Annotated in this window: 11 protein-coding genes and 1 riboswitch; of the genes, 2 read left to right on the top strand and 9 right to left on the bottom strand. The window is 69.9% G+C overall.

All coding sequences use genetic code 11. The features are described 5' to 3' along the window. The 6 genes from ATL40_RS14275 to ATL40_RS14250 all read right to left on the bottom strand — a co-directional run bounded on the left by ATL40_RS14275 (position 1) and on the right by ATL40_RS14250 (position 6,970). Complete coding sequence (locus ATL40_RS14275) at positions 1–318, bottom strand: DMT family transporter (protein WP_098470130.1); 318 nt, start codon at positions 316–318, stop codon at positions 1–3. Positions 319–328: 10 nt separating this feature from the next. Continuing rightward, positions 329–394, bottom strand: a riboswitch (guanidine-III (ykkC-III) riboswitch). An 84-nt stretch (positions 395–478) separates the two neighbouring features. Then, entirely contained in the window at positions 479–1,843 is a 1,365-nt protein-coding gene (locus ATL40_RS14270) for a PAS domain-containing protein (protein WP_098470129.1), read from the bottom strand. A 68-nt stretch (positions 1,844–1,911) separates the two neighbouring features. Beyond that, positions 1,912–3,873, bottom strand: coding sequence for a DUF1565 domain-containing protein (locus ATL40_RS14265; protein WP_098470128.1), 1,962 nt, complete (start codon positions 3,871–3,873; stop codon positions 1,912–1,914). A 36-nt stretch (positions 3,874–3,909) separates the two neighbouring features. Further along, complete coding sequence (locus ATL40_RS14260; protein WP_098470127.1) at positions 3,910–4,737, bottom strand: carbohydrate ABC transporter permease; 828 nt, start codon at positions 4,735–4,737, stop codon at positions 3,910–3,912. Continuing rightward, positions 4,737–5,642, bottom strand: coding sequence for a carbohydrate ABC transporter permease (locus tag ATL40_RS14255; protein ID WP_098470126.1), 906 nt, complete (start codon positions 5,640–5,642; stop codon positions 4,737–4,739). Before ATL40_RS14255 ends, ATL40_RS14260 begins: the two co-directional genes overlap by 1 nt. Next, a complete protein-coding gene (locus ATL40_RS14250; RefSeq protein ID WP_098470125.1) occupies positions 5,639–6,970 on the bottom strand; it encodes an extracellular solute-binding protein in 1,332 nt (443 codons plus the stop codon). The genes ATL40_RS14255 and ATL40_RS14250 overlap by 4 nt, the downstream gene beginning before the upstream one ends. A gap of 194 nt (positions 6,971–7,164) precedes the next feature. Between ATL40_RS14250 and ATL40_RS14245 the strand changes: the two genes are divergently transcribed. Continuing rightward, on the top strand, positions 7,165–8,223 hold the full coding sequence (locus ATL40_RS14245) for a LacI family DNA-binding transcriptional regulator (protein ID WP_098470124.1): 1,059 nt from the start codon (positions 7,165–7,167) through the stop codon (positions 8,221–8,223). A 27-nt stretch (positions 8,224–8,250) separates the two neighbouring features. Here the strand turns inward: ATL40_RS14245 and ATL40_RS14240 are convergent, their stop codons facing one another. Beyond that, positions 8,251–9,210, bottom strand: coding sequence for an alpha/beta fold hydrolase (locus tag ATL40_RS14240; protein ID WP_098470123.1), 960 nt, complete (start codon positions 9,208–9,210; stop codon positions 8,251–8,253). Beyond that, entirely contained in the window at positions 9,207–9,932 is a 726-nt protein-coding gene (locus ATL40_RS14235; protein WP_098470122.1) for a TetR/AcrR family transcriptional regulator, read from the bottom strand. Before ATL40_RS14235 ends, ATL40_RS14240 begins: the two co-directional genes overlap by 4 nt. A 93-nt stretch (positions 9,933–10,025) precedes the next feature. On the opposite strand from ATL40_RS14235, the gene ATL40_RS14230 reads away from it, so the two are divergent. Continuing rightward, a complete protein-coding gene (locus ATL40_RS14230; protein WP_098470121.1) occupies positions 10,026–10,727 on the top strand; it encodes an NAD(P)-dependent oxidoreductase in 702 nt (233 codons plus the stop codon). Between the two features lie 369 nt (positions 10,728–11,096). Here the strand turns inward: ATL40_RS14230 and ATL40_RS14225 are convergent, their stop codons facing one another. Next, positions 11,097–11,381: a hypothetical protein gene (locus tag ATL40_RS14225; protein WP_143557009.1), complete on the bottom strand. Its 285-nt coding sequence runs from the start codon at positions 11,379–11,381 to the stop codon at positions 11,097–11,099. Between the last annotated feature and the right edge of the window lie 2 nt (positions 11,382–11,383).

Raw genomic sequence — 11,383 nt, 5'->3', positions numbered from 1 at the left:
TCAGTGCGTGATCAGCTTCAGCCCGAGAACTCCCCCGACGATCATCAGCAGGAACAGCACCTTCAGCACCGACACGACCTCGCCGCCGGTGGCCATGGCATAGACCACGGTCAGCACCGCGCCGATGCCGACCCACACCGCGTACGACGTGCCGACCGGCAGCTCCCGCATGGCGTAGGCGAGGCCCGCCATGCTCGCGAGCAGGGCACCGGCGAAGACCAGGGACGGCCCGAGGCGGGTGAATCCCTCCGACTTGCCCAGGGCGGTGGCCCACACGGCCTCCAGCACCCCGGAGAGAATGAGAACGAGCCACGACATGACAACCTCCCGTGGGCCGTCTTGTCGCACACCGGGTACGGCACCCCTCGTCCGGGAGACCCTGATCGGGCTCCCCGCCACCGTCTCACACCCGGGGGCCGCCGGCAACGGAAGCCGGCCCGCGACGGGTTCCGGCCCGCCACCGGCGGGCGCCTCGGCCTCAGGCGAGGCCGGCGACCCCGGCGGCGATGTGCTGCACCTGCTCCCGCGCCTGCGCCACCTCGAACCGCACCGGCGTCTGCCGCATCCGCGCCGAGAGCCCGACGATCTCACCCAGTGGCTGCAGCTGGGTGCGCATCACGCGGCACACCTCCTCGGCCGCGGCCCTCGCTTCCGCCGGTGCCTGATCCGCGGTCACGGCGGCGCGCCACCCGTCCGCGCGCACCTCGACCTTGTCGGTGCTGCGCACGGCGGCCTCGACCTGCTCGGGGATCTCCCGCAGCAGCCGCGTCACGTCCTCCACCTGCCGCTCCGCCTGCGCCAGCGCGTGCGCAAGCGCATCCGAGAGCAGCCGCAGTTCGGTTCCGCGCTCCTGCCCGGAGGCGATGACCTCGCTGGTGAACCGGCTCACGGTGTGGGTGTGCAGCACGAGCATGCTGGTGCGCAGGGCGAGGTCACGCAGCGCCCGCTGCAGGTCGTCCAGCTGGCCGGGTAGATCCTCCAGGCCCGCGATCGCCTCACCGATCCACCCGTCCATGTCCCGGGTACGCGCGGCGAGGTCGGGGTCCGCCACCGCGGCGGCGACCTCCTGCAGGAGAGAGCCGACCCGGCGCAGGTCCCCCAGCACCGGGGTCACACTCTCGCGCTCGGCCTGCACCCGGCGAGCCAGGTCCTCGAAGTCGGCCAGTCGCGTGGCGAAGGCCCCGACGTTGACCCCGAGGCTCTGCGCGGCACGCAGCACGGCGGGCAGCGGCCCGGGGCCGGCACCCATCGCGCGGGCCGGGGGGACCGCGGCGAGGAAGGCCTCGACCTCGCGCGGCAGCACCGCCCGGGTGAGGTCGGCCATCGAGGCGTACCCGAGGTCCGCCAGCTGCTCGAGCAGCACCTGGGAACCGCGCTCGGCGCGCTCGTGACGACCCACGCCGCCCTCCTGCCACTGCTGCTCGGCAGCGCGCGTGGCGTCCAGCGCGCGCAACACGCCCCGTTCGAGCTCGGCCACGCCGGGGCGCAGGCGCACCGAGAGGTAGCCGCCGTCGATCGGGCTGATGGTGGCGGCGACGTCGTAGCGCACCCCGTCACTAGCGCGGTTGGCCATGTAGAGGCAGACCGGGCGCCCCGCCTCGAGTTCGTCCCACACCAGGCGGAAGGCGCCCCCGGGCATGCCGGGGTGGCGGATGAGGTTGTGGGGCGAGCCGATCGCGGCGTCGGTCTCGAGCCGGGCCAGCCGCAGGAAGGTCTCGTTGGCGTGAGTGATGACGCCCTTGGTATCGGTGGTGGAGAAGAAGACGTCCGCGGCCTCGAAGGTGCGGCGCTCCTCCCCCGTGGTGGCGTCGGTCTCGGCGACGAGCGGTGTCAGCGTGTCCACCCCTCCACGCTAGGCAACGGCGCTGCGGCGCACCCGGGCATGAGGTCCCGGGTGCGCCGCGAGGTGGATCACCACACGCGGATGCGGGCGCTGCCTGCCGTGAGCGAGGCGATCGGGCCGGCCGCCACCGGGGTGCCGGACGCCGCGGCCTCCCCCAGCAGGTCCGTCTCCAGCCGCACGGGGCTGCCGTCCCGCTCCTCGAACTCGGCGTCGGCGAACCGGACCCGGGGGAGTTCGCCCGCGTGAGCCGCCGCGTGCCGGGCCTCGTCGAAGCCCTCGGGCATCCTCGCCTCCAGGTAGACCGCGTCGCCTTCCTCGCGCACCGCGATCCCGGCCGCACCCTCGAGCACCACCGGGGAGTCCTCGCCGTCGCGTCCCGCCGCGCCGGTCAGGTAGACGTTGCGGGCGAGGTAGGCCGGCTGCAGCTGTCCGAGGAAGCGTTGGTGATCGCCCTCGGTGTCCACGCGTTGCAGGTACTCCTCGAATGTGGCGGGGTAGGCGGCGTATCCCGCCGTGCCGTAGCCCGACAGCTCATGCCCCAGCGTGCCCTGCGGGTAGGCCGCGGCCAGGTCCCCACCGAGGAAGACGTTGCCGATCCACCGGTCGTCACCGCCCTCGATCACCGCGTATCCCGCCACCTGGGTGGTGTGCGGCAGGTGGTAGGGGGTGGCGCGGTCGCGCACCGTCTCCAGCCGCACGGCGCCACCCACCAGGTTGTGCACGTAGGCCCCGCCCTGGCTGAAGTTGTCCAGGGCGACCGGCGAGGCGAGCACGTTGTGGTCCACCACGTAGGGACCGTGACTGACCTCGATGAACAGGTCGCGGCAGTTGTCGTAGTACAGGTTGCGCGTGACGCGGGTGCCCTGGGTCTGCCAGTCCAGCCAGGTCCCCAGCGAGCAGTCGTGGATCCGGTTGCCGCGGATCTGCACGTCGATCGCGGCGTGCAGCTTGATCCCGCCGATCTCATACCCGTAGAACTCGCGCTTGGTGGCGATCGCGTGGATGTGGTTGTCCTCGATCACGGAGAACACGCAGCCGAGGTGTCCGACCACGCCGTTCTGCCCGCAGTCGTGGATGTGGTTGCGGCGCACGATGTGGGAGCCGATGTGCTCGGCATCCCACCCGCGGGAGTGGGCGATGAAGACCGACTCGAGCTGGTACTGGTAGCCGGGCTTGTCACCGCGCTCGGTGCAGTAGTTGTGTCCGGTGGATGCCTCCTTGCCCAGCGAGACCGCGGAGCACTTCGCGTCGTGGATGTCGTTGTCCTCGATGATCCAGCCCTTGGCCCAGTTCGGGCCGATCAGACCGGGCTGGTCGGCGGTCGGCGGGGTCCACGGGCAGGCGGCCTTGTCGAGCTCGAAGCCCCGCACCGTGATGTAGTCCAGGTGGTGCTCGGTGGGGTAGAAGACCGAGCGGCGCACGTTGATCTCCACCTCGTGCTCGCGCGGGTCGGCGCCGTCGAAGCTCGCCCAGATGGTGGTCTCGCTCTGCCCGACCTCCGCGTACCAGGTGCGACGGGTGGCCGCCACATCGGGGACCGGGACCTCCCGCTCGGTCCAGTCATCCAGCACCGTGCGCCGCTCGCGCGGCTCCCGGACCTCCTCGAGGGTCTCCACCTCGTAGGAGCCGGCGCCGTCGAGGTAGACCTCGGCCAGGTGACGCGGGCCCTGTCCTGGTCGCTGCACCACCCAGTCACCCTCGACCTCCCGGGCGAAGGGGTTGTGGTCCCCGAAGAGGGCATTGGGCACGACGGCGCGCCACGCCGCTCCCTGGTCCGGCTCCCAGCCGGTGATCACCTCGGCGCCGGTGATGCGCACGTGCTCGCCGGGGGCGGCGGCGTAGGTGATGCGCCGGGCATCGCTCAGGCCACCGCGGCGTGGCTTGACCCACTCGCGGTAGGTGCCGGCGTGCACCAGCACGGTGTCCCCGGGCACGGCCCGTTCGGCTGCGGCGCCGATCGTGCGCAGCGGGGCCGCCTCGGTACCGGCGGCGGTGTCATCGCCGTTGGTGGCGACGTGGATCTCGGTCATGGTGCAGCCTTTCTGCTGAGGAAGTCGATGGGTCGGCTACTTGCCGAAGCCGGCGGTCAGACCCGCCACCAGTTGGCGACGGCCCACGATGTAGGCGGCAAGCAGCGGCAGGATGGACAGGACCACCGCGGCGAGCACCGCGGGGATGTCGGTGGAGAACTCTCCCTGGAAGCTCCACAGCGACAGCGGGATCACGCGCATGTCCGCGCTCTGGGTGAGCACCAGGGGGAAGAGGAACCCGTTCCACACGGTGAGGGCGTCGTAGATCCCGACCGTCATCAGCGCGGGCTTGGTCAGCGGGAGCACGAGGCGCCACAGGATCATCCAGTCCCCCGCACCGTCGACCCGCATGGATTCGAAGAGTTCCTTGGGGACGTCGCGAATGAAGTTCACCAGGATGAGCACGGTGATCGGGATCGCGAACGCCACCGAGGGCAGGATGAGCGCCCAGAGCGTGTCATACAGGCCCAGCTGAACGATCAGGTAGTACACCGGGATGATCGTGGCCTGCATCGGGATGGCGAGACCGAGCAGGAATATCGTGAAGATCCGCCGTGCGGCCGGGCTGCTGGATCGCACGATGACGTAGGAGCCCATCAGCGAGACCGCCAACAGGATGGCCACGGTCGCCAGGGTGACGATCACGCTGTTGGCGAAGTACCGCAGGAAGTCATTCTCCAGCACTCGCTGATAGGCGCCCAGCGTCGGCTCGGAGGGGATCGAGAGCGGATTCTCGGTGTAGTACACCGCCTGCGGGCGCAGGCTGGAGACCAGGATGAAGTAGATGGGCAGCAGCACGACGGCGAGCCACGCCCACGCGAGGAAGGACCCGATGATGTTGGGTCGAGTCTTCACGGCGGTCATCAGGCTCCCTCCTGCTGAGAGTCCATGCGGTGGCTCCCGGACATCCGGTTGAGTCCGAGCGACATCGTCAGGCCCACCACCACGAGCAGGACGGCGACCACGCTGGCACCACCCATGTCGAAGGATCGGAATCCGGTGAGGTACATGTGCAGCGGAAGGATGCGGGTCGCATCCCCCGGGCCACCACCGGTCAGCACGTAGATCAGGTCGAAGTAGGTGAGCGACCCCACCAGGATCAGCGTGGTCGAGGTGACGATCGTGTACCGCAGTTGCGGGATCGTGATCTGCCAGAACCGCTGCCAGGTGTTGGCGCCGTCGAGCAGCGCCGCCTCGTACATCGTGGTCGGGATCTGCCGCGCACCCGCCTGGTAGAGCAGCGAGTGGAACGGGATGAAGCACCACGAGATGACGAAGACCGTCACCACGAGCGCGAGGTCGGGTTGCCCGAGCCAGTCCTGACTGAGGAAGTCCAGTCCGGTGGCCGCCCCGAGCCCGAAGTTGGGGTCGAGGAGCGACTTGAACGCGATCGCCACCGCCGCGGAGGAGAACAGCAGCGGCAGGAAGTACAGGATGGACAGCACCTCACGCCACTTCTGCTTGCCGGCCATGAAAACCCCGAGCAGCAGGCTGGCCGGCGCCTGGAAGAGCAGACACAGCAGCACGACCTTGACCGAGAGCCAGATGGCGTTGTGGGTGAGGGGGTCGGCGAGCATGCGCGACCAGTTGGATCCACCGATGAACTCGGGGGACCCCAGCCCGTCCCAGCTGGTGAAGCTCAGGACGAGGACCCCGACGAGGGGAAGCAGCGCGAAGAACGCGAAGAACCCCAGCGCCGGCGCCGCCAGCCATGGGGCCGGGCCGGTGCGGCGGCGACGAGCCGCACCGGTTCCGGCGCCACGGGTCATTCGATGGTCGCGTTCATGTTGTCGACGAACTCCTGCGGCGTGATCTGGAGCAAGAAGATGTTCTCCAGGTTCGTCAGCAGTTCCTGAGCGGCCGCAGGAGCAAGCGCCTGGTCCCAGGAGAGCTGGAAGTGCGGGGCGTCGCGCACCATGCCGTAGGCGAGTTCCACGAACGAGGAGTCCTCGATCTCCGCGATCCGGTCCTCCAGGCCTGTCACCGGGGGAACGCCACCCTCGGAGAGCAGCAGGTCGGTGTACTCCTCGTCGAAGATGATCTCGTTGAGGTAGGAGACCGCGGTCTCCTGTGCCGCCTCATCGGCATCGGCGGAGACCGACCAGTAGTTGGAGGTGTTGCCCACGATGTTCGCGGGGTCACCGGCGCCGCCCTCCACCTCGGGGAAGGTGGTGTACCCGAGGCCACCGTCCATCGTGAACTCCTCGGCGTCGGCCTTGAAGGTCGAGTACACCCAGGAGCCCTGCAGCATCATCGCGGCGCGGCCGGTGTAGAGCAGGGCGAGGTCGGCGTTGGCATCGGCCACCACCGATCCGTACCCGTCCACGAACCCGTCGGCCTCGACGAGCTCCTGGATCTTGGTGAGCGCTTCGGTGATCGCGGGGTCGGACCATGCGTCGGGCTCGTTGTCGAGCACCGCCTGGAAGACCTCGGGGCCGCCGATGCGGTCCGTGAGGTACTGGATCCACATCAGGTAGGGCCACTTGGACTGCCCGGCAACCGAGAACGGCGCGATTCCCGCCTCGTTGAACGTGGCGGTGACCTCCATCACCTCGTCCCAGGTGGTGGGGACCTCCGCGCCGACCTGCTCGAAGAGCTCGGCGTTGTAGTACATGATGACGGGCTGGCTCTGCGCGTTCGGCACACCGTACACCGAGCCGTCGACGATGCCTCCGGCCGCGACGGAGGGGATCACGCGGTCCAGGACGTCCTGCGTCCCCTCGGTGATGTCCACCACGTTGCCGTTGTCGACGTACTCCTTCAGGCCACCACCGCCCCAGCCGAAGATCAGCGTCGGGGCGTTGCCGGCGCCGACCGCCGTGCGGATCTTCTCCTTGTAGGCATCGTTGGCGAAGGCCTCGACCTCGAACGCCTCGTCGGGGTTCTGCTCGTTCCACCACTCGAAGGAGTCCGCCCACAGGGCACTGGACCCGGTCGTGATCCAGGCGGAGGCGGTGGCGCTGCCGCCGGCAGCACTGGACTCGCCGTCGCCCGCGTCACTGCCCTCCCCGGGCTGGACTCCACTGCCGCACGCTGCAAGCAGACCGATCGAGGCCGTGAGAGCCGCAACCACGCTGAGCCGTCTCTTCGTTTGCATGAGCTTCCTTCCGTCGTCGTCGACGTTTGTCTCTGAAACTTTCCGGCCCATGGGGGTGTTGGGTGACCGGACAACCCGATACTTGCCGCGGTTGATCGCGCCGTCAAGGGTGTCACTCCCCCAAATCACGCGGATTCGGCGATCTGAAACTCAATCGAGACCGGATGAAAGTTTCGGGCGAGTAGGGTGGGGGCATGCCTGATGCATCCGATGCGCAGCCGCGTCGCGTCACCCTCGCCGACGTGGCGCGTGAGGCGGGTTGTTCCGTCCCAGCCGCGTCCAAGGCGCTCGCCGGGAAGCCCCACGTCGCCGCGGACACCCGCGAACGCGTGCTCCACGCCGCCGCTCAACTCGGGTTCCGGCGTAGACCCGTCCGGCATCCGCAGCGCGAGAACATGATCGTGGCGGCGTTCGACGGTTTCGGGTCGGTATACAGCGGCGAACTCTTCTCCGGGGCGCTGGCGACCGCGACCGAGTCCGGCGTGGAGGTGCTCACGCAACTCCTGCGACGCGGCAAGGGCGTGGACGCCGTGGTACTGGACCGCCTTCTGGCCACCGAGGCCCGCGGCGCGCTGATCGTGACCTCGACGATCGAACCGGAGTTCCTCCGAGCGGCGCGCGAGGCTGACTTCCCCATCGTCACGGTCGACTCGAAGTCGCGGGTGGACGACCGCGTCGTCTCCATCGGCGCCACGAACTGGGCGGGTGGCGCCATGGCCACCACCCACCTGCTGGACCTCGGGCATCGCCGCATCGGGTACATCGGGGTCGACCACGACAGCGACTTCGGCCTCGAGCGGTTCGCCGGGTACCGCAGCGCGCTCGAACGCGCCGGCGTGCCCTTCGACGAGAGGCTCACCTATCCCGGCGACACGGAGTACGAGACGGGCTTCGCGATCGGTCGCTCCCTGGCCCGCGACTCCACGCCCCCCACCGGCGTGGTGTGCATCTGCGATGCGGTCGCCCTCGGGGTGATCGAGGGTGCGCGCCGCGGCGGCCTACGCACCCCCGACGATCTCAGCGTGGTGGGATTCGACGACATCCCGCCGGCGAAGTGGATGTCACCCCCGCTGACCACGGTGCGCCAACCCATGCGCCGCATGGGCGGCGTGGCGGTGCGTACCCTGCTGCGGATGATCGAGGGCCGGGAACCGGACTCCCACCACGTCCAGCTCGCCACCAGCCTCGTGGAACGTGGCACCACCTCGCCGCCCGCGGCCCTACGGGAACAGGACACCGAGTCGGCGGACTGACGGCACTGAGGCGCCGAACTCCAGGCCTCAGGCCCGGGTCGCGAAGCGGTCCATCGCCCGCCGGGCGAGGGCCATCTGCACCGGCCCCCCGTGCCCCTCCTCCTCCACGATGTGCAGTGCGCTCCCGGGCCAGGCGCGGTGCAACAGCCACGGCGTGACGGCGGGGCCGGAGATGTCGCGCCGGCCGTGGATGAGCACCCCGGGGACGCCCGCGAGTCCGCCGATCCGGTCTCGGATCCGCAGCGGGCCGGCCAGGAAGCAGTCCTGCGACCAGTAGTGCGTCACGAGCATGGCGAAGTTCACCCGATCCACCGGATCCTCGCGGTAGGGGCCGGGCGCCCAGTGCGGGTCGAGGCTGAGGTGGGTGGACTCCCAGGCGTCCCACGCGGCCGCCGCCTCCTCTCGCCTGGCCGGGTCCCGCAGCAGGCGAGCGACCGCGTCCACCGGCCGTTCGCCGTCGTGCGCTAGGGCGGCGAGCCGCGACTGGGCCTCGGGGAAGATCGCCCCGACGCCCTTCGTGATCCACTCAATCTCCTCGCGGGCGCCGGTGGTGACGGCGACGAGCACGAGCTCGCTCACGCGGTCCGGGTGTGCGAGGGCGTAGGCGAGCGCGAGCGCGCAGCCCCAGGAGACGCCGTGCACGAGCCACCGCTCGATGCCGAGATGCTCGCGCAGCGCCTCCAGGTCGTCGATGAGCGCCTGGGTGGTGTTCGTGGTCAGGGACTCGGGGTGCTCGACGGCGAGGGGCCGGCTCCGCCCGCAGCCTCGCTGGTCCAGGCCCACCACGTGGTAGCGCTCGGGGTCGAACCGGCGCCGGTAGCCGCCGGGGCCCAGGCCACCACCGGGGCCGCCGTGCAGGTAGAGCGCGGGCCGACCGTCCGGGTTCCCGGAGGCCTCCCAGTACAGCGCGGCGCCGTCGGGCCGCAGCAGGGTGCCCGTGCGCTGCGGCTCGATCGCCGGGTAGAGGCCGGGGTGGGTGTCGCTCATGCGCCAGAGGTGAGCGAGGAGGAGGTGGGCGACGCACGGCCTGCGGCGTCGCGCACCGCCGCGAGGGAGTCCAGCACCAGGGCGAGCCCGATCTCGAACTCGGCGCCGTAGTCGTAGCCCGGCCGGGCGACGTGCTCCCGAGTGAGTTCCGCGAGGTAGGGGAACGCGGCGGCCGCCTCAGGCGGCATGATCTGCTCGGCGACCTCGTCGGCCCCCTGCTCCGCGGTGAACGGCAGGCTCAACTCCTGCAGCACGAAGCCATAGAGGTAGGCGTCGAGCAGGGAGACGGCGTGAGCGGCGCCGGACACGGTGAATCCGCCGCGGCGCAGCACGCCGAGCACGGCGTCGTGGTGGCGCAGGGTGGCCGGGCCCGGCGTCGCTCGGGAGTCCATCAGCCCCAGCGCCCACGGGTGGCGCGAGAGCGCCGCCCGAGCCGAGCGGCAGCGCTCGGCGAGGGTCTCCCGCCAGGCCGAGGCTGTGGTGTCCGAGGCCGTGGTGCCATCGGAAGCCTCGGCGCCGTCGGGGATCTCGATCTCCGCGAAGACGGCGTCGACCATGCCGTCCAGCATCCCCTCACGGTTCTTCACGTGGTGGTAGAGCGACATCGCCTCGACGCCGAGTTCACGCGCCACGGCGCGCATGGTGACGCCCGCGATGCCCTTCTCGTCGGCGACGGCGAGGGCCTGCGCCACGATCCCGTCCCGGGTGAGCTTGCTCGCCATGCCTCCCCTTCCCTTGACTTCCTTACGCCGTAAGCCTAGCCTGCCTTACAGCGTAAGTCGCGGCGAGGGTCCGTGACTGGATTGGGGAGAGCAATGGGAGACATCAGGCGGGTCGCGATCATCGGGGCCTCGGGCAAGCTGGGGCAGTACATGGTCGAGCAGTGCCTGGAGCGCGGTTACCAGGTGGTGGCGGTGTGCCGGGAGCAGAGCGTGAGCAAGCTGGAGCGGTTCGCCGGCCGGATCGAGCTCCTGCCGGGCGCCACCAACGACCGGGAGGTGATCCGCCGGGCGGTGACCGGGGTGGACGGTGTGCTCACCGTGCTCGCGCCCTGGGGTGTGCAGCAGTACTCCTCCGGCACGGCGCAGGCCGTGATGGACTTCGCGCCGGTGGATGCGCGATTGGTCTTCTCCTGCGGCTGGCACATCAGCCGCGACGGGAAGGACCGCTACGACTGGAAACTGCGGCTGATGGTGCCGATCATGACGCGGCTGGCAAAGCTGGCGCGGGTGGTGGAGATCGACGACCAGGTGGAGGCATGCCGGCGGATCTTCGCCAGCGACACCCGGTGGACCGTGGTGCGCGGCAGCGACCTGGAGGAGGGACCCAGCCAGGGCCTGCCCGTGTGGTCCGAGCACGTGGGGGACCCGGTGCTGGCCAGCAACATGACGCGGCGGGTGGACTTCGCGCTGTTCATGGTCGAGGCACTGCGGGACGACGCGCTCGTGCAGGTCGCGCCGGCGATCGTGGGGCGCGAGACGGCCAGCGCACGCGAGCACCGCGCGGCCGCCGCCTGACCCCACCCCCTTCGCGAGGCCCTCCCGTCCCCACCGCGAGGCAGTCCCGCCCCCACCGCGAGGCAGCCCCGCCCCCACCGCGAGGCAGCCCCGTCCCGTCCGCCGGGAGGTGTCAGCGTCGATACGGGCGCCCTGCCTGGGTAGGGGAGGGTGGTTCAGTTCATGTTCGTATCGAGCGCTTCAAATTCCGCTGCGTGCTTGCCCTCGATGTGGCGGAATCCCCAGCCGACGGTCGAAGCGGTGTCGGCCGCACCGCAGCGCAGTGTGTTGCTACCCGACGACATCGATGACTTCGCGGTGCGGCTGTACGTAGCCAGCGACGTCTGGTTCGACCCAGACGAGGGGCATTGCTTGTCTTCTTCGCGTGGACTACTCCTTGATGATGGTGCACCTCGAGCCCAATTCAGCGGTCAGTCCTTTTACTGATTCGTCGAGCAAGCGCATATACTCGTGGCGACGCTGTTCCGACTTCCAGCCAAGCTCGGGTACCACTGAATCGTTGAAGACCTCCGCGGTCTCTCTCAGCGTCTGCTGTAGCCCGAGGGAGAGTCCCAAGGCATCGAGATCTTCAATCAGGCCCGCACCCCACAACGGCGTCGATGCGCCGTAATCAGCAAAGACACGTAGGACCCGCTTGTCACTCGGCGACGTCATGC

Source organism: Serinibacter salmoneus, assembly GCF_002563925.1.
GTDB classification, from domain to species: Bacteria; Actinomycetota; Actinomycetes; order Actinomycetales; family Beutenbergiaceae; genus Serinibacter; species Serinibacter salmoneus.
This window is presented reverse-complemented; position numbering and strand designations above follow the sequence as displayed.

Excerpts from the sequence above, each read along its gene's own strand:
- ATL40_RS14275 (WP_098470130.1), bottom strand. The coding sequence starts at position 318 with ATGTCGTGGCTCGTTCTCATTCTCTCCGGGGTGCTGGAGGCCGTGTGG.
- ATL40_RS14265 (WP_098470128.1), bottom strand. The coding sequence starts at position 3,873 with ATGACCGAGATCCACGTCGCCACCAACGGCGATGACACCGCCGCCGGT.
- ATL40_RS14260 (WP_098470127.1), bottom strand. The coding sequence starts at position 4,737 with ATGACCGCCGTGAAGACTCGACCCAACATCATCGGGTCCTTCCTCGCG.
- ATL40_RS14255 (WP_098470126.1), bottom strand. The coding sequence starts at position 5,642 with ATGACCCGTGGCGCCGGAACCGGTGCGGCTCGTCGCCGCCGCACCGGC.
- ATL40_RS14250 (WP_098470125.1), bottom strand. The coding sequence starts at position 6,970 with ATGCAAACGAAGAGACGGCTCAGCGTGGTTGCGGCTCTCACGGCCTCG.
- ATL40_RS14245 (WP_098470124.1), top strand. The coding sequence starts at position 7,165 with ATGCCTGATGCATCCGATGCGCAGCCGCGTCGCGTCACCCTCGCCGAC.
- ATL40_RS14240 (WP_098470123.1), bottom strand. The coding sequence starts at position 9,210 with ATGAGCGACACCCACCCCGGCCTCTACCCGGCGATCGAGCCGCAGCGC.
- ATL40_RS14235 (WP_098470122.1), bottom strand. The coding sequence starts at position 9,932 with ATGGCGAGCAAGCTCACCCGGGACGGGATCGTGGCGCAGGCCCTCGCC.
- ATL40_RS14230 (WP_098470121.1), top strand. The coding sequence starts at position 10,026 with ATGGGAGACATCAGGCGGGTCGCGATCATCGGGGCCTCGGGCAAGCTG.
- ATL40_RS14225 (WP_143557009.1), bottom strand. The coding sequence starts at position 11,381 with ATGACGTCGCCGAGTGACAAGCGGGTCCTACGTGTCTTTGCTGATTAC.